Origin of the sequence: Bradyrhizobium genosp. L, assembly GCF_015624485.1 — a bacterium.
GTDB lineage: Bacteria > Pseudomonadota > Alphaproteobacteria > Rhizobiales > Xanthobacteraceae > Bradyrhizobium.
The window spans coordinates 141,346-166,036 of the sequence record NZ_CP061378.1 but is presented as its reverse complement, the minus strand read 5'-3'; the positions used below and the strand labels follow the sequence as shown (position 1 = coordinate 166,036).

The following is a 24,691-nucleotide window of genomic DNA, read 5'->3' as shown; positions in this document are numbered from 1 at the left end:
TTCTTTAAGCCGATGACTACATCTTTGTTGAACGGGCGCGATCCGGGCCGATCGCGATGAACTGCCGACGGAATTGATGGATGTCCACCAAGCGCTGCTATTACGAGACCCTCGAGGTCGAACGGAATGCGGACGAGACCAAGCTGAAGGCAGCTTTCCGCAAGCTCGCGATGAAGTGGCACCCGGACAAGAATCCCGGCGATGCCTCGAGCGAGATCCGCTTCAAGGAAATCAACGAAGCCTATGAAGTGCTGAAGGACGGCGACAAGCGCGCCGCCTATGACCGCTTCGGCCATGCCGCCTTCGAGCAGGGCATGGGCGGCGGCGGTCCTGGATTCGGCGCCGGCTTCGCCTCCTCCTTCTCCGACATTTTCGAGGACCTGTTCGGCATGGCCGGGCAGCGTCGCAGCGGCGGCCGCGAGCGCGGCGCCGACCTGCGCTACAACATGGAGATCACGCTCGAGGACGCGTTCCAGAGCAAGACCGCGCAGATCGAGATCCCGGTCTCGGTGACCTGCGAGGGTTGCTCGGGCACCGGCGCCAAGGCCGGCACCAAGCCGAAGACCTGCGCGCATTGCGGCGGCGCCGGCCGCATCCGGCAGGCCCAGGGCTTCTTCACGCTGGAGCGTACCTGCCCCGGCTGCCAGGGCCGCGGCCAGATGATCGAGGATGCCTGCGGCTCCTGCGCCGGTTCCGGCCGGGTGACGCGCGAGCGCACGCTGTCGGTCAACATTCCCCAGGGCGTCGAGGACGGCACCCGCATCCGTCTCGCCGGCGAAGGCGAGGCCGGTGTCCGCGGCGGCCCGCCCGGCGATCTCTACATCTTCCTGTCGCTGACCACACACCAGTTCTTCCAGCGCGACGGCGCCGACCTGCATTGCCGCGTTCCGATCTCGATGGTGACGGCAGCGCTCGGCGGCGAGTTCGAGGTGCCGACCATCGACAAGGGCAAGACCAAGGTGAAGGTGCCGTCGGGCACCCAGTCGGGTAAGCGATTCCGCATCGCATCAAAGGGCATGCCGGTGCTGCGCTCGCGCCAGACCGGCGACATGTATGTCCAGGTCATGGTCGAAACGCCGCAAAATCTCACCAAGAAACAGCAAGAATTGCTGATGGAGTTCGAAAAGCTGTCGTCCGGTGCAACCCAGCCCGAGGCGGCCGGTTTCTTCTCCAAGGTCAAGGACTTCTTCGGAAACCGCACGGCCCAGTAGTGGTCGTGATGCTTGACCGTAACGGCTGCGCCCTATACGTCTTTGTGACCGTTTTCTGACAACCGCTCGATTGTGCGGTCCCGCCTGGTAGCGACATGCCCCTGCAATCGTCCGTGCGTGCGTCGAAGAAGCCCCTCCGTCTCGACGACGAGGTCCGATTTCTCCGATCATGGATCGAGAAGCCGCTGCATATGGGCGCGGTGATGCCGTCGGGCCGGCTGCTCGCGCGCACCATGGCACACTATGTCGATGCGGAAGCGGAAGGACCGGTCGTCGAACTTGGACCGGGCACCGGGGCGATCACCAACGCACTGATCGAGCACGGCGTCGATCAGAAGCGGCTCGTCCTGGTCGAATACAATCCCGGCTTCTGCGCCTTGCTGCGCGAGCGCTACCCGCAGGCCAGGGTGGTGCAGGGCGACGCCTACCGGCTTCGGGACACGCTGTGGGACGTCATGAAGGCGCCTGCATCGGCCGTCGTCTCCGGCTTGCCGCTTGTCACCAAGCCGATGCTGACGCGCCTGAAGCTGATCCGCGATGCGTTCCTGGCGCTGGCGCCCGGCGCCCCGTTCGTTCAGTTCACCTATTCGGTCGCGCCCCCGATTCCGAAATCGTTACCCGGCGTGTCCACAGAGGCCTCCGAGCGGATCTGGATGAACCTTCCGCCGGCCCGGGTCTGGGTGTATCGCAAGGGCTGAAACGCGCCTTGCGCCGTCGCGCTGGGCACTGGCCCGACAACCGCGATGCATAGATGTCCGCGCTGAAAATCCTCGTCATCCCGGGATCGCTCCGCACCGGCTCGCTCAATGCGAAGCTGTCGGCCGTGCTTGCGCAGGAACTCGCGCAGCTGGGCGCCGACGTCAGCCGGATCTCGCTCGGCGATTTTCCGCTGCCGATCTATGACGGCGACCTGCAGGTCAAATCCGGCGTGCCGCAGCACGCCGTCAACCTCAAGCGGATGATCGGCGCCCATCACGGCGTGCTGTTCGTGACACCGGAGTACAATTCCTCGGTGCCGGCGCTGGTCAAGAACACGATCGACTGGATCAGCCGGGTGCAGGACCCGCACGAGGTCCGCGGCCAGGTGTTTTACGACCGCGTCTTCGCGCTCGCCGCCGCCTCCGGCAACCGGCTCGGCGGCACCCGCGCGCTGGCCGCGCTGCGGCTCATCCTGTCCGCCTGCCGCGCCAATGTGATTCCGAACCAGCTCGCGCTGTCCCACGCCGAGCAGGCCTATGACGACATGGATCGTCTGAAGCATCCAGCCGACGTCGAGGCGATGGCCGCGCTGCTGCGGCAGTTGATCGATCATTCCCAACGCATGATGTGAGGTGACATGCAGCCAGCCAGGACCGCAGCGAAGATCGCTCCGAAAGACCGCTTGATCGTGGCGCTCGATCTGCCGTCCGTCACGGCGGCGGAGGCCATGATCGACCGGCTCGGCGACAGCGTGACCTTCTACAAGATCGGCTATCAGCTCGGTTATGCCGGCGGCCTCGCGATGGCGAAGCAGCTTGCAGGCAGCGGCAAGAAGGTGTTCCTCGATCTCAAGCTGCACGACATCGGCAACACCGTCGCGCGCGGCGTCGAGAGCGTCGCGGCGCTTGGCGCGACCTTCCTCACCGTGCATGCCTATCCGCAGACCATGAAGGCCGCGGTCGAGGCCCGTGCGGGCTCCTCGCTGAAGATCCTCGCGGTCACCGTGCTGACCTCCTACGACGACAACGATCTGCAGGCGGCGGGCTACGGCCTCGGCGTCGCCGCCCTCGTCGAGGCGCGCGCCAGGCAGGCGCAGGCGCTCGGCGTCGACGGCATCGTCAGTTCGCCGGAAGAGGCGACGGCGTTGCGCGGGATCATTGGCCGGGAGATGAATCTGGTGACGCCGGGCATTCGCCCCGCGGGTTCCGCCACCGGCGACCAGAAGCGCATCATGACGCCGGGGCGTGCGATCGCCGCGGGTGCCGACTATCTTGTGGTGGGGCGACCGATCGTGGAGGCTGCCGATCCGAAGGCGGTAGCCGAGGCCATCCACGCCGAGATCGCGCAAGCGCTAGGTTAGACAACAAAGAGGGAGAAAAGAAATGGCGAAGGGATACTGGATCGCGCGCGTCGACGTGCAGAATGAGGACGGCTACAAGCCCTATGCGGCGGCCAACCCGGCCATCTTCCAGAAATTCGGCGGCAAGTTCATCGTCCGCGGCGGCAGGTTCACCAACCCGGAAGGCCAGAGCCGTTCGCGCAATGTCGTGATCGAGTTTCCCGATTACGAGACCGCGATGGCTTGTTACAACTCGCCGGAATACCAGGCCAACATCAAGGTGCGGCAGCCGCATTCGATCGCCGACCTCATCATCATCGAGGGCCACGACAGCCCGTAGCCGGGCCGCTTCGGTTGCCGGAACAGCCATCGCCCGCTATACGGCGGGAAGGGGTGAGCCGAGAGATGAGCCATGGCTGACATGCGTCTGATTGTTGCGGGAGCCGGCGGCCGGATGGGCCGCACGCTGACGCGGGTGATTTCCGAAACCCCGGGAGCGGTCGTGGTCGGCGCGCTGGAGGCGCCCGGCTCGGAGCTGCTCGGCAAGGACGCCGGCGTGCTGGCGGGCCTGCCGGCCATTGGCGTCGCGCTGTCGGCCGATCTGTGGTCGATGTCGGCCAATGCCGACGGCATCCTGGATTTCACCGTGCCGGCGGCGACCATCGCCAATGTCGCGATTGCGGCCGAGCGCGGTCTCGTCCATGTCATCGGCACCACCGGTCTGTCGCAGTCCGACGATGCGGTGATCCGGAGCGTCACCAACCGTGCCATCGTGGTGAAGTCGGGTAACATGAGCCTCGGCGTCAATCTGCTGGCGGCGCTGGTCAAGCGGGTCGCGCAGTCGCTCGACCAGAGCTTCGACATCGAGATACTGGAGATGCACCACAAGTCCAAGATCGATGCGCCCTCGGGCACCGCCCTGATGCTCGGCGAAGCCGCCGCCGCCGGACGCCAGATCGCGCTGGCGGAACGCTCCGCGCGCGGCCGCGACGGCCTGACCGGCGCGCGACGTGCCGGCGATATCGGCTTTGCCTCGCTGCGCGGCGGCACCGCGGCCGGCGATCACAGCGTGATCTTCGCCGGTCCCTCCGAGCGCATCACGCTCTCGCATCATGCCGAGGATCGCGCGCTGTTCGCGCAGGGCGCGCTGAAGGCGGCGCTGTGGGCGCATGGCAAGAAGCCCGGCATGTACTCGATGACCGATGTGCTCGGGCTGAGCGAATAAATCCATCTGAAGCAAGAACGGAAACTTTGGAATGAGCGATCGTCTTCTTGTGCTGGTGCGGCACGGCCAAAGCGAATGGAATCTGAAGAACCTGTTCACCGGGTGGAAGGACCCCGATCTCACCGAGCAGGGCGTCGCGGAGGCCAACGACGCCGGCCGCAAGCTGAAGGCGCAAGGCCTTTCGTTCGACGTTGCCTTCACCTCCGACCTCACGCGCGCGCAGCACACGCTGAAGCTGATGCTGGAGCAGATCGGCCAGACCGGATTGCCGACGACGAAGAATCTCGCGCTCAATGAGCGCGACTATGGCGATCTCTCGGGTCTCAACAAGGACGATGCCCGCAAGAAATGGGGCGAGGATCAGGTGCTGGTCTGGCGGCGCTCCTACGACGTGCCGCCGCCCGGCGGCGAGAGCCTGAAGGATACGCTGGCGCGCACGCTGCCCTATTACGTGCAGGAGATTTTGCCCGGCGTGCTGCGCGGCCAGCGCACATTGATCGCCGCCCACGGCAATTCGCTGCGCGCGCTGATCATGGTGCTGGAGAAGTTGTCGCCCGAGCAGATCCTCAAGCGCGAACTCGCCACCGGCGCGCCGGTGGTCTACCGGCTGAATGCGGATTCGACCGTGGCGTCGAAGGTGGATCTCGCGGGGTAGCCGACGCGCTTGAGATCGTAGGGTGGGCAAAGCGAAGCGTGCCCACCATCACGAGCCGCGCTGGAAGTGGTGGGCACGCTGCGCTTTGCCCACCCTACGTAACGACAATCAATGCAAACCCACCTGCCCGGCTTCCCAGCCGAGCATCGCCTGCTTGCGGGTGATGCCCCAGTGGTAGCCGGTCAGTGCGCCGCTCTTGCCGAGTGCGCGATGGCAAGGCACCACGAACGACACCGGGTTGCGGCCAACGGCGGCGCCGACCGCGCGCGAGGCTTTCGGGCTCCTGATGTTGCAGGCGATGTCGGAATAGCTGACCGCGCGGCCCATCGGGACCTTGAGCAGCGTTTCCCACACCCGCACCTCGAAATCGGTGCCGATCAGCACCACGCGCAGCGGCTGGTCGGCGCGCCATAATTTGGTGTCGAAGATGCGCTGCGCCAGTCCGGCGGTGCCGCTGGTGTCCTCGACATAGGTCGCATTCGGCCAGCGCCGCGTCATGTCGGCAAACGCGGTCTGCTCGTCGCCCGGGTCGGCGAAGGCGAGGCCGGCCAACCCGCGTCCGCTCGCAATCACGATCGCGGTGCCGAACGGCGAGGGATGGAAGCCGTAGCGCAAGGTCATGCCGGCGCCGCCGTTCTTCCATTCGCCCGGCGACATCGCCTCATGGGTGACGAACAGGTCGTGCAGCCGTCCCGGTCCCGAAAGGCCCGAATCCAGCGCGGCGTCGAGCACGCTCGCGGAATCGCGTAACAGGTTCTTGGCGTGGTCCAGCGTCAGCGCCTGCATGAAGGCTTTCGGCGTCAGCCCGGCCCAGCGGCGAAACAGGTGATGCAACTCATCCGGGGTGACGGCGGCGGCATCGGCCATCGCTTCGATGGTCGGCTGCGTGCGCCAGTGCTCCGAGATGAAGGCGATCGCACGCCGCACCGAGTCATAGTCGCGCAGCGCGGCGTGCTGGGGGCCCGGCTTGGCCAGGCGCTGATCGTGTATGGCGAGTGTCATCATGGTGTCTGATTTAGGAGCCATCGCGCATCCAAACCACCCGATTTCTGACAACAGCCTTAGTAGATTGGATTATAAGTCGGGCCGCGCTTGGCGGTATTCAACGCTGCCGTCAAGGCTTTGGAAAAACTTGCCTTTTCGTCGGGACCCAGGAAGCTGCCGACGCTGACCCGGCGACCGCGCGAGACCAGATAAAGCCGCTCGATGCCGAATTCCTGGTGCGCGATCTGCTCGAACTGCACCCAGAGCGGATTGAGCACCCATTCCACCACATGGCCGCGATGGCTGACCCGGCGCACCCGAAGCTCCGAGGGGGTCACGGTGATTTCCTCGCTCGCTTTGGCGGTGCGGAAATTGACCTTGAAGGCCCAATAGATCACCAGCACGTCGAGGCCGAAGAAGCCGAAGATCGGCCAGGCGCCCAGCCACCAGAACACCGCGCCGGCGATGAAGCTGACCGCGGTCACGACCGTCATCAGCACCACGAAGCCGGTGCGGTTGAGCGAGCGGTGCGGCGTCAGCAATGCCGAGAAAATCGTCGGCTCGGCTGCGGCGCCATCGGCGGGATCAAAATCATTGCCTGCGGTCATGACGTATCAGTATATCCCGTCCATGGCCAAAATCATCCGCGCTCAACGCGCCAAATCGCAACGCGCCAAGCCATCAAGCGTTCGGTCCGCGCCAAAGACAAAATCCGCGAAAGCGGCCAAGAAAGCGACCAAGAAAGCGGTCAAGGCGGCGCCGAAGGTCGCCGCCAAGAAGATGGCGAAGCCGAAGCCGTGGACCGCTGCGGAGGTCTACGAGGCCTTCAGCCGGTTCCGCAAAGCCAATCCCGAGCCGAAGGGCGAGCTCGAGCATCTCAACCCCTACACGCTGCTGGTCGCGGTGGTGCTGTCGGCGCAGGCAACCGACGCCGGCGTCAACAGGGCGACGCGGGCGCTGTTTGCGGTCGCCGACACGCCGGAGAAGATGATCGCGCTCGGCGAGGACACGGTGCGCGACTACATCAAGACCATCGGCCTCTATCGCAATAAGGCCAAAAACGTCATCGCGCTCTCCGAGAAGCTGCTCGCCGAATTCGGCGGCGAGGTACCGCGCACGCGGGCCGAGCTCGAGTCGTTGCCCGGCGCCGGGCGCAAGACCGCGAACGTCGTGCTCAACATGGCGTTCGGTGAGCATACGATGGCGGTCGACACCCACGTGTTTCGTGTCGGCAACCGCACCGGGCTCGCGCCCGGCAAGACGCCGCTCGAGGTCGAGTTGGGCCTGGAGAAGGTGATCCCGAGCGAGTTCATGCTGCACGCCCATCACTGGCTGATCCTGCATGGACGCTACACCTGCCTCGCGCGCGGGCCGCGCTGCGATGTGTGTCTGATCAACGATCTTTGCCGGTGGCCGGAGAAGACCGTCTGAGGCATGATCGTCATCATGGGTGAATAGCCTCGCCTGGTGTTGCGGAGCGGTGATTGGGAGTGTCGTGTGACTGAGCAGGTTCAAAATGGTCCGCCACCCGCCGGCCAGGCGACCGCACCAGCGCAACCGTTGTCCGCGACAGCGGGCTTCTGGCGCCGGTTCTCCATCCCGCTGTTCGCCGCGCTCGTCGCGCTTGTCTTCGTCGTGGTGGCGACGACGCGTTGGGATCTCTGGGTCGGCAGCGCCACCATCCAGAGCACCAATGATGCCTATGTGCGCGCCGAACTGACCCAGCTCTCCAGCCGTGTCTCCGGCGAAGTCCTCACCGTCGGCGTCACCGACTTCCAGCGCGTCAAGGCCGGCGATCTCCTGGTGCAGATCGATCCCGCCGACTATCAGGCGCAGGTCGCCCAGGCCGATGCCGGCGTGGTCGGCGCGCAGGCCGCGCTCGACAATCTCAACAACCAGGTCGAGCTGCAATATGCCACGATCGCGCAGGCCGAGGCGTCGCGGCTGTCCGCGGAGGCGCAGGAGACCGAAGCCCGCCAGGAGCAGGAACGCCAGCAATCGTTGTCGCAGACCGAGGCGGGTACGCGGCAACGGCTCGAGCAGGCGACCGCGGCCTATGCCAAGGCGCAGGCCGACGTCCGCGCCAGCCGCGCGGTGATTGCCGCGCAACGCCACCAGCTCGAGGTGTTGCAGGGCACCAAGAAGCAGCGCGGCGCCGATGTCGACGGCGCCAAGGCGCAGCTCAATGCGGTGAAGCTCAAGCTCGGCTACACCAGGATCGTCGCGCCGTTCGACGGTGTCACCGGCGAACGCCAGGTGCAGCCGGGCGACTATGTCAACATCGGCACCAATTTGATCAATGTCGTGCCGCTGCCGAACGTCTACGTCATCGCGAATTACAAAGAGACCCAGCTGACGCGGGTCAAGCCCGGCCAGCCGGTCGAGATATCAGTCGATTCTTTCCCGGGCCAGAGGCTGCGCGGCATCGTCGAGCGAATCGCGCCGGCGAGCGGATCGCAATTCGCGCTGCTGCCGCCCGACAACGCCACCGGCAATTTCACCAAGGTGGTGCAGCGTATCCCGGTGCGCATCCAGTTCGACAAGAACCAGCCGCTGCTCGAGCGCCTGCTGCCGGGCATGTCTGTCGTCACCAACATCAACACCGGCGAGGTCGTCGCGGATGCCGGAAAGTGACGATCGCAACCGCAGTCCGATCTCGCGCGGCGAGGTCGCGCCACAGCCGCTGTTTGCCGTCGCCGCGGTGCTGCTCGGCGCGTTCCTGGCGAATTTCGACAGCCGTCTGACCACCGTCGGATTGCCTGACCTGCGTGGCGCATTCTCGCTCACCTTCGACGAAGGCGCCTGGTTGTCGACCGCCGCGATCGGATCGCAGATCTTCGTCGCGCCGGCCGTGGCGTGGCTTGCGACCGTGTTCGGCCTGCGACGCGTGCTGGCGATTCCGAGCCTGGTCTATGCCGTGGTGTCGTTCGTGATCCCGTTCGTGCACGACTACCCGACGCTGATGGTGCTCAGCATCGCGCATGGCATGCTGCTGGGTACCTTCGTGCCGGCGACGCTGATGATCATCCTGCGCAACCTGCCGATCCGCTGGTGGCTTCCGGCGATTTCGCTCTACGCGATCCGCGTCGGCTTCGCGCTGGATTCCTCGAGCTCGCTGGTCGGCCTCTATGTCCAGCATCTCGGTTGGCCGTGGCTTTACTGGCAGAGCGTCGTGGTCGCGCCGCTGATGGGCCTGATGGTGTATCTCGGCACCCCGAGCGAGCCGGTCAATCGCGAGCTGCTGCACCACGCCGATTGGGGCGGCATGCTACTGCTCGGCGCCGGCGTCGCCATGGTCTATGCCGGGCTGGACCAGGGCAACCGGCTCGACTGGCTGGAATCCGGCACGGTGATGGCACTGCTGATCTCCGGCGGGCTTTTGATCGTCGCCTTCATGATCAACGAGATGCTGGCGAGCCGGCCCTGGGCGCACTTCAATGTCGTGTTCTCGCGCAATGCCGGGCTCGCGCTGATCGTCATCGTCCTGTACACGCTGACCAGTCTGTCGAACTCCTCGCTGGTGCCGAATTTCCTCGGCGTCATCACGGCGTTGCGGCCGGAGCAGTCCGGCGCGCTGCTCCTGACCTACGGCGCGCTGCCGATGTTCGTGCTGGTGCCGATCTCGATCGTGCTGCTTCGCCATCTTGATCCGCGCATCATGATCGTGCTCGGCCTCGCAGCCTTCGCGGCCGCCAATCTCTGGGGCACGCAGCTCAGCCATGTCTGGGCGGGGGAGGATTTCATCGGCATGGTTCTGCTGATGTCGGTCGGGCAGGCGTTCGCGCTGCTGCCGATCATCATCCTCGCCCTGTCGAACGTCGATCCGTCGCGCGCGACGGCGTTTGCGGCCTATATCCAGATCTGCCGGCTCGGCGGCGCCGAGATCGGCATCGCGCTGATGGGCACCTGGCTGCGGGTCCGCGAGCAGATCCACTCCGCCTACCTCGGGCTGCATGTGCAGAGCGGCGACGTCGATGTCAGGCAATTGTTGCAGCGGCTGGCGGACGAATTTTCCGGCCGTGGCATGGGGGCGGCGATGGGGCGGGCGGTCGGCACGCTCGCCGCGCGGGTGCAGCGCGAGGCGAACGTCCTCGCCTATATCGATGGCTTCTGGCTGTGCTTCTGGGTCGCGATCGTAGCGCTGGTCCTGGTCGCGTTGATCGGACGTGCGCCGCCTGGCCCGTTGTCGCCGACGCCGTTCAGCCTGAGGGGCCTGCTGCCGAAGCGGGATGCCGCCGTCCCCTGACGTTATCGCATCGGGACGCCCTGCCGCGGCGCGGGCTCCAGCAGCTCTCGCCGCGGGCCGGACAGCCGCTTGTGCATGTGGACCATGAAGGCCATGCCGAACAGCGGCGTCGCCAGATTCACGATCGGGATCGAAACGAACGCCGCGATGAACAGGCCCGCGGTGAACACGGTCGCCGCATGCTCGCGGCGCATCGCCTTGGCATCTTCCGGCGAGCGGAACCGCATCGCGGCGAGTTCGAAATATTCCCGTCCCAACAGCCATGCGGTGGCGAGGAAGAAGATGATGAAGCCGGCGCCTGCGAACAGCACGAACGGCAGTGCGACAAGATAGACCAGCAGCGTCAGCAGCGCGGTCTTGACGCCTTCGATCGTCGCCCGGGTGAACGGCAACGCCACGCCGGGCCGTTCGGCCGGATAGTGTTCGCGCTCGACGATGTCGGCGACGTCGTCGACGAACAGGCTCGCCACCAGCGAGGTGATCGCGGGCATCAGGAAGATGCCGCCGAGCACGACGCCGAGGCCGGCGGCGATCGAGATCACCCACGACAGGATGTGCAGCGTGGAATGGAAGTTGGGGCCGAGCATGCCCTCGGCCCAGACCTCGCCACTGTCGGCGAACCAGCTCAGCAGCCGCTGCAACCCGATCGCCAGCACTGATATCAGCACCAGCGCAAGCCCGATCGAGCGCCACAGGATCGAGCGCATCGGCGGCGACAGGATTTGCGATAGCGCCTTGACGGCGGCGTCGAGCATGAGCGGGTTACCTCTCGAGAAAGTTCTTGCGAGAGGTAGCCACCCATTATGGCTTCGGCAAGGGCCGCTTTCGCGATCAAGCGTCGAGCGGCTTGCCGCGCACGTTGGGCCCCCAGATCCCGATCGTGACGATCACCACGACGAGCGCCGCGGTGATCAGGCCGAACACCCCGACGACGCCGGCCTGCTTCAGCATGAAGGCGACGATGAAGCCGGAGAAGGTCGCGCTGAGCCGGCTCATCGAATAGACCAGTCCCGCGGCGCGGGCCCGGATCGCGGTCGGGAACACCTCGGTCTGGTAGGCGTGATAAGCGTAGGAGATCGTCATATTGGCGGCGGTCACCAGCACGCCGCTTGCGATCAGAAGCGCCGGCTCGGTGAACTGCGAGAAAGCGAGGCCGAAGACGATGGTTGCCGCGGCTGCGCCGCAGATGATCGATTTGCGCTCGAAGCGGTCGGCAAAGATTGCAGCGAGCAGCGGCGCGAGCGGATAGGCGATCGCGATGATGAAGGAGTATTGCAGGCTCTTGGTGACGGTGATGCCCTTCTCGACCAGCAGGGCCGGGACCCAGTTGGAGAAGCCGTAGAAGCCGAAGGCCTGGCAGAGATTGAAGATCATGAACAGCACGACCAGTGAGGCATAGGGCGGCCTGAACAGGTCGGCATAGCCCGACACCTGGACCGGCGCCTGCGCCGGTGTGATGGCAATGGATGCCGTCGGACGCGCGTTTGCCGTGTCCGCGGTGGCCTCGAGCAACCGCATGATCCTGTCGGCCTCGATGGCGTGGCCGTGGCGGGCCAGCCAGAGCGGGCTTTCCGGCACATAGAGCCGCAGCACCCAGATCACCATGCTGGCGGCGGCGCCGATCAGCACCACCCAGCGCCAGCCGTCGATGCCTTGAGGTGTCAGCGGCACCAGCCACCACGACAGCGCCGCGACGACAGGCACCGCCGTCAGCATCACGGCCTGGTTGATCGCAAACGCGCGCCCGCGCATCCAGCTCGGCACCAGCTCGGTGATGTAGGCGTCGATGGTGATGACCTCGATGCCGATCCCGATTCCGGCGATGAAACGCCACAGCAACAGGCCGCCGGGTGTGGTCTGGCAGGCCATGATCACCGACGCCACGCTGTAGAACAGCAGCGAGCAGGTGAAGACCGCCTTGCGCCCGAAGCGGTCGGCGAGGAAGCCGAGGAAGAAAGTGCCGACGAACAGGCCGGCGAAGGTCGCGGCGACGAAGGCGCCGATGCCGGAGAAGCCGAAAAAGGCCTGGGTCGTCGTGGTCATCAGCCCGCTGCGGGCGAGACCCGGTGCGATGTAGCCGGTGAAGAACAGATCGTAGATCTCGAAGCAACCGCCGAGTGACAGCAGGATCACCAGCCGCCAGACATAGCCCGAGGCCGGCAGCGCCTCGAGCCGCCGCGAGATCTCGTCGGGGCCGCTTGTCGATACGGCAGAAACGGCAACCGAGCCGAGTTCGACGGCGCTCATCATGTCCTCCCCGGAAGGTGAATTGGCCGCCTTTCTTGCGAAGGCGTGCTGGTCGCGCGATGCTTGGCAGCGCCAAGCCAGAAATCCAGACGAACATATCGAAGGGATCGTTCGAACTTTTCGATATCAGATCAACAACGTCGCCTCCCAGGCGCGGCGGCCGACCTGTTCGGCGATCAGGGCGCGGATCAGCCGGCACATCTCCTCCATCACATAGGTCATCGGCCGGTTGCGCAGGCGGCAGAGGTAGAGCGTGCGCGTCAGCTTCGGCTCGATCACCTCGCGCGCCACCAGCTTTCCGGCCCGCAATGGTTCGCTGACGAAATGCGTGGTCGCGATCGTGCAGCCCAGGCCCGCGGTCAGCGCGCCGATCATGCCGCTGGTCGAGTTCAGGTGCATGATGGCGCTGGCCTCCAGCCGCTTCAGCGGCACGGGGTCGTCGAGTAGCGCGCGGGCCGACAGCCCGTGCCGCAGCAGGATCAGCGGCAGCCGCGCCACCTCCTCGAACGGGATCGGCCGCTTCTTGCCGATCAGCTTTTCGGTGCCGACGCAGAACATCTGCTCCTCCAGCACCGGCTCGGCGATCAGGTCCTTCTCCGAGGGCGGATTGTAGACCAGCGCGAGATCGACCTCGGAGCTCAACAGATGCAGCAGTGTCGCGCCGGAGAGGCTCTCGGTCAGCGACAGCTTCAGGTTCGGATATTTCGCGAGCACCGTGCGCATCAGCGGCACGCCGATCGCCTTCATTCCGGAATTGGCCATGCCGATCGAGATGTCACCGGCGATCTCGCTGCCGCCTTCCTTGATCTCGCGCTCGGCCGCCGCCATCGCGCGCAGGATGATGCGGGCATGCTCATAGAGCCGTTCGCCGGCCGCGGTCGGTTCCATGCCGCGCGGCTTGCGCTCGAATAGCGGGGTTGCAAATTCCGCCTCGAGATTCGCGATATGATGGCTCAGCGCGGATTGCGCGACATTGGCCTGGTCCGCGGCCCGCGACAGGTTGCGCTGCTCGTAGACCGCGATGAAATAGCGTAGCTGGCGCGAATCCATGAGGGTCCAGCGTTCTAGAACCACGAATACACTATTCGACAGATTATATTTTTCAGATAGCGTGTGGAAGCCTAGCCTGAGCCAATGCCAAACAAGAGCGCAATGAGCACGGAGCAACCGATGACGGGCAGCGGACTGCCGCTGGAAGGCGTGAGGGTCGTCGAGATGACCCACATGGTGATGGGGCCGACCTGCGGCATGATCCTGGCGCAACTCGGCGCCGAGGTGATCAAGGTCGAGCCGCCCGCCGGCGACAAGACCCGCTCGCTCGGCGGCATGGGCGTCTCGTTCTTCCCGCTGTTCAACCGCGGCAAGCGCAGCGTCGTGCTCGATTTCGCTCACCCCGAGGATCGCGACACCATGGATCGGCTGCTCGCGACCGCCGACGTGTTCCTGGAGAATTTTCGCGACGGCCAGCTCGACAAGCAGGGCTTTGGCACCGAGCAGCTGCGCCAGAAATATCCCGACCTGATCGTCGCCGGCCTCAAGGGCTTCCTGTCCGGCCCCTACGACCATCGCCCGGCGCTGGATGAAGTCGTGCAGATGATGTCGGGCCTCGCCGCGATGACCGGCACCCGCGACAAGCCGCAGCGCGTCGGCTCCTCGGCCAACGACATCATGGGCGGCATGTTCGGCGTGATCTCGATCCTTGCCGCGCTCTACCAGAAGCGCGGCGGCAACAAGGACGGCGCGGACATCCGCATCGGCCTGTTCGAGAATTGCCTGTTCCTGGTCGCCCAGCACATGGTCGAGTATGAGATGACCGGGCGCAAGCCGCGCTCGATGCCCGAGCGCGAGCACGCCTGGCCGATCTACGACATTTTCGACGCCGCCGGCGGCGACCGCATCTTCATCGGTGTCGTCACCGAAGGTCATTGGCAGAGCTTCTGCCGCGAATTCGGCCTGCAGGAATTTTCCGACGATCCGACGCTGCGCACCACCACCGACCGCATCATGGCGCGCGACCGGATCATTCCGCGGGTTGCCGAGGTGATCAAGGGCTGGAACGTGGCGGATCTGTCGGCGCGGCTCGATGCGCTCAACATCTGCTTCTCGCCGATCAACCGCCCCGAGGACCTGTTGCAGGACCCGCATGTGCTGCGCCCGGGCGGCCTGGTCAACAATGTCAACGCCGACGGCAAGCCATTCCGTGTCCCGGCGCTGCCGATCGAATGGAATGGAAGCAATCTCGGTGAGGACGTGAAGGTGCCGGCACTCGGCGCCGATACCGACGATGTCCGCGCCGAGCTCGAGCAACAAAAAATCTCATCAACCGGAAACGCTGCGTGAGGCCGACATGACCCGCATCCACGATATCTACCCGCCCGACCGAGTGAGCCTGCGCGAAGTCGGCCTGCGCGACGGTCTGCAACTGGTGAAGACCTACCCCTCGACCAGGGCGAAGCAGCGCTGGGTGCGCGACGAGCACGCCGCCGGCGTCCGGCATTTCGAGGTCGGCTCGTTCCTGCCGGCGAAGACCTTTCCGCAATTCGTCGATGTCCGCGATGTCGTCGCCACCATTGCCGCGCTGCCCGGCGCGCACGGCATCGCGCTGACGTTGAACGAGCGCGGCGTCAACGAGGCGCTGGCCTCCGGTGTCGCGGAAGTCGCCACCGTGGTCTCCGCCACCGAGGAGCACAGCCAGGCCAATGCCAACCGCTCACGCGACTCCGCGATCGAGAACGTCAGGCGGCTCTGCGAGCTGCGTGACGCCAGCGCGCACAAGCCGCTTGTGAATGTGGGGATCTCGATGGCGCTGGGTTGCTCGATCATCGGTGCGGTCGATCCGACGGAGGTGCTGCGCCTTACCGAGAAGCTCTATGAAGTCGGCGTCGACATGGTCGCGATTGCCGATACCGTCGGCTATGCCGGGCCGAAGCAGGTCGGAGAGCTGACGAAGGGGGCGGTCAGAATCGCCGGCGCGAAGCCGGTCTGCGTCCACCTGCACGACACCCGCGGCATGGGCATCGCGAATGCGTCCGCAGCGCTCGACGAAGGTGCCCGTGTGCTTGACGGTTCGCTCGGCGGCCTCGGCGGCTGTCCGTTCGCGCCGGGCGCGACCGGCAATGTCGTGTTCGAGGATCTCGTGTTCCTGTGCGAGAGCAAGGGATTTCCGACCGGTATCGATCTCGACCGGCTGGTCGCGGTGCGCGAGATCCTGAAATCCGAGATGCCGAACGAAGCGCTCTATGGCGGGCTGGCGCGTGCCGGGTTGCCCAGCGGCACCAAGGCGAAGGCCGCGTAGTCTTTCTTCTCCCTCGCCCCGCTCTTGCGGGGAGAGGGTGGGGTGAGGGGCTCTTTCCGCTAGCAAACCGTTCGGATCGACCGGTACCCCCTCACCCGGATCACATTCCGCTCCGCTGCATGCGATCCGACCTCTCCCCGCAAGCGGGGCGAGGTAAAGGGATCGCGCTTCGCTTCATCCGGGCTACGCCAGCGCCGGCTCCTCGTCGATCACTTCTGCAACCGGAAGCGGCGCCTCTTCGTCAATCGCTTCAGGAACAAGCGGCGGCGACTTGTCTTCTGGAAACACGGCGAATTCGCCCGCCACCTCCTGGAGCGGCTTCTGCTTGTCGGCCCAGTGCAGCGCGGTGTAGTCGAATCCGTGCACGATGGTGGGTTTGACGATTTCGAAATAGGGCGAGATGTCGAAGTCGCGCGGCATGTACAGCGAGGAATCGCGGATGTGCAGGATCTCGCGGCGCGCCTTGCGGCTGGCGGCGCGGGTGATCTTTGGCAGGATCGGATAGCGCACGGCATCGAAGGCCTGCGCGATCAGCGCCGAGCAGATGATCTTGGTCGGATCGCCGGAACCGAAGGCGATCATGCGGCGGCGCCAGCGCTGCGGAATCGGCAGCGGAAACAGATAGCGCGCCAGATCGACGATGTTCTTGGTGTCGTAGCCGAAGCCGATGCGGTTGATCGCGTAGCGGCAAACCGTGGTGCGGTCCTCGTAGGACAGGCCGACCGGCCGGCACAGCCGGGTGTGATAGGTGAGGTATTTCGACAGCGGCGCGGAGGTGACGCCTTCGCCGATATTGGCCTCGATCAGCACATGCTGCTCGCCATCGGGCTCGAACGCGCCATCGATCGGCCCGACATAGAGCGCGGCGTGCGACCAGGTCGACTGCGTGAGGTATTTGATGATGCCGGAAATCCGGTTGTTGCCCTCGACCAGCAGCACATCGCCTTCCTGGACGATGCCGCGCAGATGGTCCGGATCGCTCGGCGTGAACGGCTCGTAGCCGGGCACTTCCTTCGACAAATAGCCCGCGATCCACTGACCGACGGTATCGAGCATGATGCCCATGGATTCCCCCCAAGCGGTTCTACGACCGCTTCCCTTCACCTAATGATGGTCGCAAGCCGTTGCAATTTGGTTCATGCATGCGCTGGATCAAACATGATTGATTTACCATGGCGGTTGCTGCGGTCGGTGAGATGCGGCACAGTTCGCGAAGCGTTCCCATTCTCTTCAAGTCCCCGGAAACCATGCCGAACAACTTGCCATGCCAGTGACCCGCCGCGATTTCCTGTCGGCGTCCGCTGGACTCGCGCTGCTGCCTGCCATGGGTGCCCGGGGCTTTGCCGCGCCGCTGCCGCGCGAGGCCGACATCGTCGTGATCGGCGCCGGTGCCGCGGGGATTGCTGCGGCGCGACGGATCGCCGCCGCCAATCGCAAGGTGATCGTGCTGGAAGCATCCAGCCAGATCGGCGGACGCTGCCAGACCGATGCAACCGGTTTCGAGGTGCCGTTCGATCGCGGGGCGCGCTGGATGCACAATCCCGACACCAATCCGATGATCCGGTTGGCGCGCACGGCCGGCCTCGACATCGTCACGACGCCTGCGGGCCAGAAGATCCGCATCGGCCGGCGCTATGCTCGCCCCGGCGAGACCGAGGAGTTTCTCGCAGCCCTGGTGCGTGCCAACCGCGCCATCGACGACGCTTCGCGCCGGGCCGATATCGCCTGCGCCGCCGCGATGCCGAAGGATCTCGGCGACTGGGCCGGTGCTGCGGAATTTTTGCTTGGCGCCGGCTTCAGCGGCAAGGACCTGAAGGACGTCTCCGCCGTCGACAAGGTCCGCGCGCAGGACCGCAACAGCGCGATCGCCTGCCGCCAGGGGCTCGGCACGCTGGTCGCCAAGCTCGGCGAGCAGCTGCCGCTGGCGCTGTCGACGCCGGCGCAGCGCATCGTCTGGAGCAACCGCGACGTGGTGGTCGAGACGCAAGCGGGCAAGATCACCGCGCGCGCCGCCATCATCACCATGTCGAGCAATGTGCTCGTGAGCGGCAACATCAAATTCGCACCGGAGATCCCGAAGCGCGCGATCGATGCGGCTGCGAAACTGTCGCTCGGCAGCTACGATCGCATCGCGCTGCAGATGCCCGGCAATCCGCTCGGCCTGTCGCGTGACGACGTCATCATCGAGCAGAGCGATTCGACCAGGACCGCGCTGTTCTATGGCAACATCGCGGGCTCGTCGCTGTGCACGATCGACGTCGCGGGTTCTTTCGGCCGCGATCTGTCGGCGCAGGGCGAAAAGGCGATGTCGGCGTTCGCGGTCGAATGGCTGACCAAGCTCTATGGCAGCGAAGCCGGCAGCGCCGTGAAAAAGACCAGCGCCACGCGCTGGAACGCGCAGCCCTATATTCTCGGCGCGATGTCGGCCGCAGTGCCCGGCGCGCAGGCCTCGCGCAGGGTTTTGAGCGAGCCGATCGGCTGCCTCTATCTCGCCGGCGAAGCCACCCATGAGACGCTATGGGGCACCGTCGACGGCGCCTGGGACAGCGGCGAACGCGCCGCCGACGCCGCGCTGCGCCGGATCGGCGGCCTGCGTGAGGCGGCGCCGGAACCCGTGCCAGCGACCAAGCCACGGCGGCGGCGGTCTCATGCCGCGGGACCGTTGAATTGATCGCCGCATAGGTCCGAACGCTACCGCATCAGTGGCGTCGTCCTGGCGAAAGCCAGGACCCATAACCACAGGGTTGGGTTGTAGACGGGATCGTGGCCCCAGCGTCGCGCAGCGGCTAACAGTTGGGGTAATGGATCCAGGCTTTCGCCAGGACGACATCGAATGTGTTGCGACCGCGAGGGCATGCATTCGCACGCCGGCAGCCGCCGGCACCTTTGCATGGGGTTGTTTTCCATATTTTGGCAGTACGCCCCCGGGGAGAAGCCCTGCCGCTGCTGGTTTCCTCACTCACACCGGCAGTTTCAGCTCCATCAGGTCCTTTGCCACCACGATGCGGCCGGAGAAATTCTTCTTCACGTCCCGCGTCCAGTCGTCGTCGGTGACTTCTGGATCATCGCCGGGGACGAGATGGCTCAGCACCAGCGTCTTCACGCCGGCGGCCGCGGCGATGCGGCCGACGTCTTCGGTGGAGGTGTGGCTGTCGAGCAGGTGCTTTTTCAGCGTCGCGCCGTTCTTGGTCTTGGCGACCAGGCGGTCGACCGCGGGGACATAGAGGCATTCGTGCACGAGCACGTCGGCGCCCTTGGCGAACTCGGCGAGCTTCGGGTTGTAGGCGGTGTCGCTGGAGAACACGATGACCCCGTCGGGCGTCTCGAACTTGTAGGCGAAGTTGTCTGTTATGGGCGGATGCGGGGTGCGGAACGCGGTGACGGTGACGTCTGGTGTCTTCAGCACCACGCCGTCATCGGTGACGTCTTTCGCGATCAGCAGCTTGCGCGGGTCGGGGCGGCCTTCGTCCGCGATCCTGGTCTCGACGTCGAACTTGTTCAACTCCCAATAGGCTTTCGTCATCGCCTCGATGCCTTTGGGGCCGAAGGAATGGATCGGCGTCGAAAGCCCGGCGGCCCAGGCGTTGTAGAACAGATTGCCGTATTCGAGATTGTGATCGGAATGGTGGTGGCTGATGAAGATGTATTTCACCGAAGGGATCGGCACGCCGGCCTTGACCAGTTGCCGGCCGACGCCCATGCCGCAATCGATCACGAATGGCATGTCGTTGACCACGACGAGGTTGGCGGGATTGGACGCGCCGATGCCGACACGCGGGCCGCCCTTGGTGCCGAGAAACACGATGCGGGTCCGCGGCTTTGTGGCTTGTGCGAGCACGGCCGGTGTCGCGAGCATCGCGGCGCCGCCGAGCGCCAGTTTCAAAGCGTTGCGGCGATCGATCATCGGTCCCTCCCAAAATTCTTCGCGGATTGAGGGCGAACCCTAGCCGCCGCGCAGGACGCCATCAAGCGCGGGGAGGCCGACGATGACGGCGGCCGCGATCAGCGCATAGCAGATCGCGCGGAAGACGCTTTCGCTCGCCTTGCCGAACAGCGCGGCGCCGAACCAGACGCCGATGGCATAGACCGGGCCGACGATCAGCGCGAACTTGGCCGAGTCGAGCGTGATCAATCCTGTGAACCAGTAGCTGACCAGCGAGAAGAAATCCGAGGCGCCGAAGAACAGCACGATGTTGGCGCGCGAGATCACCGACGAGATCGGGCGCCCCAGCCAATAGGCCACGATCGGCGGGCCGCCGGTCTGTGCGAGCCCGCTGCAGAAGCCGGACAGGCCGCCGACGCCGACCGACAGCGCGGCGTGATCCTTGCCGTGATAGCGCCAGCCCGACAGCAGCAGCACGAGCAGGGCGGCGACGAAGCAGGAGATGATCCAGCGCGTGGTGACGGGCTCCAGCACGGTGAGGAAATAGGTGCCGACGGGAACGCCGACCAGCGCGCCGGCGACCATGACCGCGGTCGCCTTGCGGTCGGCATGGGTCCAGGCGTTCGGCAGCAGCGGCGTCGCCGCGACGAAGTCGATGATCAGCAGCAGCGCCGCCACCAGCCGCGGCGCCGCAACGCTGCTCGCCAGCGGCATGAAGATCAGCGCCGAGCCGAATCCGGAGAAGCCGCGCGCCGTGCCGGAGACAAAGGCGATCGCGCAGATCGCGAGCGCGATGCTGGTCGAGATGTCGGCGGGGATGAGGGTGAGGGAGGTCATGGGAAGGGAGATGTGTAATGCGGCGGCTGCGCAACAGATTCAGTGTCGTCCCTGCGAAAGCAGGGACCCATACTCCGCGGCGGATGGCAAGAAGGGGATTCGTGGATCCAGCATCGCGCAACAGTAACCTTCGGTGGCTATAGGTCCCTGCTTTCGCAGGGACGACACTGGATCTGTTGGACGGCCACTGAGTCACATTCTCTCAGGGTGACGGAGACAGTAGTGCTCCATTCCATCACCCCCGCAACGTGCCCCCGGTCTTCTTCGTCACCTCGGCGACGATCTTCGCGGCGATAGCGTCGATCTCCTGGTCGGTCATCGTCTTGTCGCGCGGCTGGATCGCCACGGCGATCGCGATCGATTTCTTGTCGGGATCGATGCCCTTGCCTTCGTAGAGATCGAACACGGTCACGTCGGTGATCAGCTTCTTGTCGACGTTCTGCGCCGCGCGGACGATGTCGCCGGCCTTGACGCTGCGGTCGACGATGAAGGCAAAGTCGCGCGACACCGGCTGGAAGGCGGAGAGCTCCAGCACCGGCTTGGCGCGGGTCACCCGTTGCTTGGCTTCCGGGATGCGCTCGAGGATCACTTCGAACACGATCATCGGACCGTCGACGCGAAGCGCCTCGGCGGTGCGCGGATGCAGCTCGCCAAAATACCCGAGCACGTTCTGCGGGCCGATCTGGATGGTGCCGGAACGCCCGGGATGCAGCCAGGCCGGGCCGCCCGGCACGATCTGGAGCGCCTGCATCGGTGCGCCGGCTGCGGCCAGCACGGCGAAGGCGTCGGCCTTGGCATCCATCGCATCCGCGGTCGTCGATCCCGTCCAGTGCCGGCCAAGCCCGTTCGAGGAGGCATAGCCATGGCGCACGCCGGAGGCGGCGACGAGCTGATCCTGCGGACGATCGCCGCGGAACACCTGGCCGACCTCGAACAGCGCGAGATCGGACGTGCCGCGGTTGATGTTGGCCTGCGCGGTGGCGACGAGGCCGGGCAGCAGGCTCGGCCGCATGTCGGAGAGGTCGGCTGCGATCGGGTTCGCCAGCACCAGCTCGGCCTGGCCGCCGCCGAACAGCTTTGCCGCGTCATTGGTGATGAACGAGTAGGTCACGGCTTCCACCATGCCGCGCGCGGCCAGCGCGCGCTTGGCGCGGCGGGTGCGCTGCTGCATCGGCGTCAGTACCGGCTTGCGCGGCTCCTCGCCGCGGTCGAACGGCGTCATCGGCACCTTGTCGACGCCGACCATGCGCACGATCTCTTCGACGATGTCGGCCTTGCCCTCGACGTCGGTGCGCCAGGATGGGATCGCGATCTTCACCACCGGGCCGTTACCGGCCAGCATGAAGCCGAGCCGGGAGAGGATCAGCTTGGCCTCGACCAGCGGCACCTCGATGCCGGCCAGTCGCTTGACCTCGGTCAGCGGAAAATCGATCACGCGATCCTCGCCGAACTGCTTTCCGACCACGACGTTCTCGGACGCCGTGCCGCCGCAGAGATCGAGCACCATCTTCGTCGCAAGCTCGAGCCCGGGCACCATGAAGGCCGGATCGACGCCGCGCTCGAAGCGATACCGCGCATCGGAATTGATGCCGAGCTTGCGGCCGGTCTGCGCGATGTTGATCTCATTCCACAGCGCGGACTCGATCAGCACGTCGGTGGTGTTCTCGTCGCAGCCCGAGGCCTCGCCGCCCATGATGCCGGCGAGCGATTCGACGCCGTGCTCGTCCGCGATCACGCAGATATTGCCGTCGAGCGTATAGGTGCGGCCGTCGAGCGCGAGCAGGCTCTCGCCATCCTTGGCGCGACGGACGGTGAGGTTGCCCTTCACCTTCTTGGCGTCGAACACGTGCAGCGGACGGGCGCGGTCGTAGGTCATGAAGTTGGTGATGTCGACCAGCGCGTTGATCGGACGCAGCCCGATCGAGGTGAGACGTTGCTGCAACCATTCCGGCGACGGCCCGTTCTTCACCCCGCGCACCAGCCGCAGCGCGAAGCCGGGGCAGAGTGTCGGGTCTTCCACCGTCACCTGCACCGGGCAGGGGAATTCGCCCTTGATCTGCTTGATGCCGGGGTCCTTGAACTTGCCCATGTCGGCGGCGGAGAGATCGCGCGCGATGCCATGCACGCCGGTGCAGTCCTGCCGGTTCGGCGTCAGATTGATCTCGATCACGGGATCGCCGAGCTTGGCCCATGCGGCATAACCCTTGCCGACAGGCGCATCGGCCGGCAGCTCCATGATGCCGTCGTGATCCTCGGAGATCTGCAATTCGGCGGCCGAGCACAGCATGCCGCGGCTCTCGACGCCGCGGATGGTGCCGACGCCGAGCGTGATGTCCTTGCCGGGGATGTAGGTGCCGGGCGGAGAGAACACGCTGACCAGCCCGGCCCGCGCATTCGGCGCGCCGCACACCACCTGCACCGGCGCCCCGCCATCGCCGGTGTCGACCATGCAGACGTGCAGCCGATCGGCATTCGGATGCTGCTCGGCCGAGATTACCCGCGCAATGGTGAACGGCGCCAGCAGCTTCGCCTTGTCCTCGATGCTCTCGACCTCGAGCCCGATCATGGTGAGCTTGTCGGCGAGCCTGTTCAGCGGCTCGTCGGTCTCGAGATGTTCCTTCAGCCAGGAGAGGGTGAACTTCATGGCTGCATGCCTCGGATTTTGGTGTTGTTCTCTATGCCGCTTGCGCAGGCGGCCGGGCTCCCTCCCCCCTTGCGGGGGAGGGTTGGGGAGAGGGGTACGCCGCTTGCGCGGAACGATGCCGCGTTGCGCGGTGCGTCAGCGACATTTAGGCAAGAAGGACTCGCGGAGATGTGCGGGTTGGTGACCGGGTTCAGCGCCCGCGGCCACCCCTCTCCCTGACCCTCCCCCGCAAGGGGGGAGGGAACGGATGGAGTCCCCGTGCAAGTGTGGTTGAGCGGCTCGCTCACGAGCTCAACCCTCCCGCGATGGTCGGGGTATCCAGCGGCTTGAAGCCGTAGTGATTGAGCCAGCGGATGTCGTTCTCGAACAGCTGGCGCAGGTCGGCGATGCCGTATTTCAGCATCGCGATGCGGTCGATGCCCATGCCCCAGGCGAAGCCCTGGTAGACGTCGGGATCGATGCCGCAGGCGCGCAGCACGTTCGGGTGCACCATGCCGCAGCCGAGGATCTCCATCCAGTCCTCGCCCTCACCGAAGCGGATCTCGCCCTTGTCGCGGCGGCACTGGATGTCGACCTCGAGCGACGGCTCGGTGAACGGGAAGAACGAGGGACGGAAGCGCATGTTGATGTGGTCGACCTCGAAGAACGCCTTGCAGAACTCGTGCAGGATCCATTTGAGGTGGCCGAGATGCGAACCCTTGTCGATGACGAGGCCCTCGACCTGATGGAACTGCGGCGTGTGCGTCGCATCGGAATCGATACGGTAGGTGCGGCCGGGGCAGATCACGCGGATCGGCGGCTTCTGGCTCAGCATGGTGCGCACCTGCACCGGCGAGGTGTGGGTGCGCAACAGCATGCGCGAGCCGTCCTCCTTCGGGTTGAAGAAGAAGGTGTCGTGCATCTCGCGGGCGGGATGGCCGACCGGGAAGTTCAGCTTGGTGAAGTTGTAGTCGTCGGTCTCGATGTCGGGACCTTCGGCGACCGCAAATCCCATATCGGCGAAGATCGTGGTGAGTTCGTCCCAGGTCTGGCTCAGCGGATGGATGCGGCCGGTCTCGGCCGGCGTGGCGCGCAGCGGCAGCGTGACGTCGATGGTCTCGGAGGCGAGGCGGGCATCGAGCGCGGCGGCCTTCAGCACATCGCGCCGCGCGGTGAGCGCCTGCGTCACCGCGTCCTTGGCGAGGTTGATCCTGGCGCCTTCGGTCTTGCGCTCGTCCGGCGACATCTTGCCGAGGGTCGCAAGCAGTGCCGAGATCGAACCCTTCTTGCCGAGGGCTGCGACGCGGACCGCCTCGAGGGCGGCCTCGTCGGAAGCGGCGGCGATCTGGTCGAGGATGGATGTTTCGAGCGTTGCGAGGTCGGACACGGTCATTTCCCTGGCGCCAAAATTTGGCTGGGTTGTCGCCGCCCGAAGCCTATAACGTCA

23 protein-coding genes are annotated in these 24,691 nt (G+C 65.6%); 13 read left to right on the top strand and 10 right to left on the bottom strand.

Translation table 11 applies throughout. From position 1 onward, the window contains the following. The first annotated feature begins 80 nt into the window (after positions 1–80). The 7 genes from dnaJ to IC762_RS00730 all read left to right on the top strand — a co-directional run bounded on the left by dnaJ (position 81) and on the right by IC762_RS00730 (position 5,129). Positions 81–1,211, top strand: a complete 1,131-nt coding sequence (gene dnaJ / locus IC762_RS00760; RefSeq protein WP_195786767.1) for a molecular chaperone DnaJ — start codon at positions 81–83, stop codon at positions 1,209–1,211. A 95-nt stretch (positions 1,212–1,306) separates the two neighbouring features. Further along, positions 1,307–1,909: a class I SAM-dependent methyltransferase gene (locus IC762_RS00755; protein ID WP_195786766.1), complete on the top strand. Its 603-nt coding sequence runs from the start codon at positions 1,307–1,309 to the stop codon at positions 1,907–1,909. A gap of 53 nt (positions 1,910–1,962) precedes the next feature. Then, positions 1,963–2,541, top strand: coding sequence for an NADPH-dependent FMN reductase (locus IC762_RS00750; protein WP_195786765.1), 579 nt, complete (start codon positions 1,963–1,965; stop codon positions 2,539–2,541). A gap of 6 nt (positions 2,542–2,547) precedes the next feature. Beyond that, entirely contained in the window at positions 2,548–3,270 is a 723-nt protein-coding gene (gene pyrF, locus IC762_RS00745; RefSeq protein WP_195786764.1) for an orotidine-5'-phosphate decarboxylase, read from the top strand. A gap of 22 nt (positions 3,271–3,292) precedes the next feature. Continuing rightward, entirely contained in the window at positions 3,293–3,589 is a 297-nt protein-coding gene (locus tag IC762_RS00740; RefSeq protein WP_195786763.1) for a DUF1330 domain-containing protein, read from the top strand. A 72-nt stretch (positions 3,590–3,661) separates the two neighbouring features. Continuing rightward, positions 3,662–4,474 (top strand): 4-hydroxy-tetrahydrodipicolinate reductase, encoded by an 813-nt coding sequence (gene dapB / locus IC762_RS00735; RefSeq protein WP_195786762.1) that lies wholly within the window; start codon positions 3,662–3,664, stop codon positions 4,472–4,474. Positions 4,475–4,505: 31 nt separating this feature from the next. Then, positions 4,506–5,129 (top strand): 2,3-bisphosphoglycerate-dependent phosphoglycerate mutase, encoded by a 624-nt coding sequence (locus tag IC762_RS00730; RefSeq protein ID WP_195786761.1) that lies wholly within the window; start codon positions 4,506–4,508, stop codon positions 5,127–5,129. Positions 5,130–5,237: 108 nt separating this feature from the next. On the opposite strand, the gene IC762_RS00725 is transcribed toward IC762_RS00730, so the two are convergent. Then, positions 5,238–6,134, bottom strand: a complete 897-nt coding sequence (locus IC762_RS00725) for a methylated-DNA--[protein]-cysteine S-methyltransferase (RefSeq protein WP_195789949.1) — start codon at positions 6,132–6,134, stop codon at positions 5,238–5,240. Positions 6,135–6,190: 56 nt separating this feature from the next. Then, complete coding sequence (locus IC762_RS00720; RefSeq protein WP_195786760.1) at positions 6,191–6,721, bottom strand: DUF2244 domain-containing protein; 531 nt, start codon at positions 6,719–6,721, stop codon at positions 6,191–6,193. Positions 6,722–6,743: 22 nt separating this feature from the next. On the opposite strand from IC762_RS00720, the gene nth reads away from it, so the two are divergent. The 3 genes from nth to IC762_RS00705 all read left to right on the top strand — a co-directional run bounded on the left by nth (position 6,744) and on the right by IC762_RS00705 (position 10,359). After that, positions 6,744–7,544 (top strand): endonuclease III, encoded by an 801-nt coding sequence (nth, locus tag IC762_RS00715; protein ID WP_195786759.1) that lies wholly within the window; start codon positions 6,744–6,746, stop codon positions 7,542–7,544. A 129-nt stretch (positions 7,545–7,673) separates the two neighbouring features. Beyond that, positions 7,674–8,747, top strand: coding sequence for an HlyD family secretion protein (locus IC762_RS00710; protein ID WP_246801746.1), 1,074 nt, complete (start codon positions 7,674–7,676; stop codon positions 8,745–8,747). Continuing rightward, positions 8,734–10,359 carry an MFS transporter gene (locus tag IC762_RS00705; RefSeq protein WP_195786757.1) on the top strand — a complete coding sequence of 542 codons (1,626 nt, stop codon included), beginning with the start codon at positions 8,734–8,736 and terminating at the stop codon, positions 10,357–10,359. The genes IC762_RS00710 and IC762_RS00705 overlap by 14 nt, the downstream gene beginning before the upstream one ends. 2 nt (positions 10,360–10,361) lie before the next feature. On the opposite strand, the gene IC762_RS00700 is transcribed toward IC762_RS00705, so the two are convergent. The 3 genes from IC762_RS00700 to IC762_RS00690 form a co-directional block, all read right to left on the bottom strand. Beyond that, positions 10,362–11,114, bottom strand: coding sequence for a sulfate transporter family protein (locus tag IC762_RS00700; protein WP_195786756.1), 753 nt, complete (start codon positions 11,112–11,114; stop codon positions 10,362–10,364). Between the two features lie 76 nt (positions 11,115–11,190). Continuing rightward, positions 11,191–12,606 carry an MFS transporter gene (locus IC762_RS00695; protein ID WP_195786755.1) on the bottom strand — a complete coding sequence of 472 codons (1,416 nt, stop codon included), beginning with the start codon at positions 12,604–12,606 and terminating at the stop codon, positions 11,191–11,193. 126 nt (positions 12,607–12,732) lie between these two features. Further along, positions 12,733–13,656 carry a LysR family transcriptional regulator gene (locus IC762_RS00690; protein ID WP_195786754.1) on the bottom strand — a complete coding sequence of 308 codons (924 nt, stop codon included), beginning with the start codon at positions 13,654–13,656 and terminating at the stop codon, positions 12,733–12,735. A gap of 120 nt (positions 13,657–13,776) precedes the next feature. Here IC762_RS00690 and IC762_RS00685 point away from each other — a divergent pair, with 120 nt between their 5' ends. Both IC762_RS00685 and IC762_RS00680 read left to right on the top strand, forming a co-directional pair. After that, positions 13,777–14,946: a CaiB/BaiF CoA transferase family protein gene (locus IC762_RS00685; RefSeq protein ID WP_195786753.1), complete on the top strand. Its 1,170-nt coding sequence runs from the start codon at positions 13,777–13,779 to the stop codon at positions 14,944–14,946. Between the two features lie 7 nt (positions 14,947–14,953). After that, on the top strand, positions 14,954–15,901 hold the full coding sequence (locus tag IC762_RS00680) for a hydroxymethylglutaryl-CoA lyase (protein ID WP_195786752.1): 948 nt from the start codon (positions 14,954–14,956) through the stop codon (positions 15,899–15,901). Between the two features lie 183 nt (positions 15,902–16,084). On the opposite strand, the gene IC762_RS00675 is transcribed toward IC762_RS00680, so the two are convergent. Further along, on the bottom strand, positions 16,085–16,966 hold the full coding sequence (locus IC762_RS00675; RefSeq protein WP_246801386.1) for a YiiX/YebB-like N1pC/P60 family cysteine hydrolase: 882 nt from the start codon (positions 16,964–16,966) through the stop codon (positions 16,085–16,087). A 199-nt stretch (positions 16,967–17,165) separates the two neighbouring features. On the opposite strand from IC762_RS00675, the gene IC762_RS00670 reads away from it, so the two are divergent. Further along, positions 17,166–18,572: a flavin monoamine oxidase family protein gene (locus IC762_RS00670; RefSeq protein ID WP_195786751.1), complete on the top strand. Its 1,407-nt coding sequence runs from the start codon at positions 17,166–17,168 to the stop codon at positions 18,570–18,572. Positions 18,573–18,860: 288 nt separating this feature from the next. On the opposite strand, the gene IC762_RS00665 is transcribed toward IC762_RS00670, so the two are convergent. The 4 genes from IC762_RS00665 to pheS form a co-directional block, all read right to left on the bottom strand. After that, positions 18,861–19,805, bottom strand: a complete 945-nt coding sequence (locus tag IC762_RS00665) for an MBL fold metallo-hydrolase (RefSeq protein WP_195786750.1) — start codon at positions 19,803–19,805, stop codon at positions 18,861–18,863. Positions 19,806–19,844: 39 nt separating this feature from the next. Next, entirely contained in the window at positions 19,845–20,621 is a 777-nt protein-coding gene (locus tag IC762_RS00660) for a sulfite exporter TauE/SafE family protein (RefSeq protein WP_195786749.1), read from the bottom strand. A gap of 235 nt (positions 20,622–20,856) precedes the next feature. Beyond that, entirely contained in the window at positions 20,857–23,265 is a 2,409-nt protein-coding gene (gene pheT, locus IC762_RS00655; RefSeq protein WP_195786748.1) for a phenylalanine--tRNA ligase subunit beta, read from the bottom strand. Positions 23,266–23,548: 283 nt separating this feature from the next. Next, on the bottom strand, positions 23,549–24,631 hold the full coding sequence (gene pheS / locus IC762_RS00650; RefSeq protein WP_195786747.1) for a phenylalanine--tRNA ligase subunit alpha: 1,083 nt from the start codon (positions 24,629–24,631) through the stop codon (positions 23,549–23,551). Positions 24,632–24,691 lie beyond the last annotated feature (60 nt).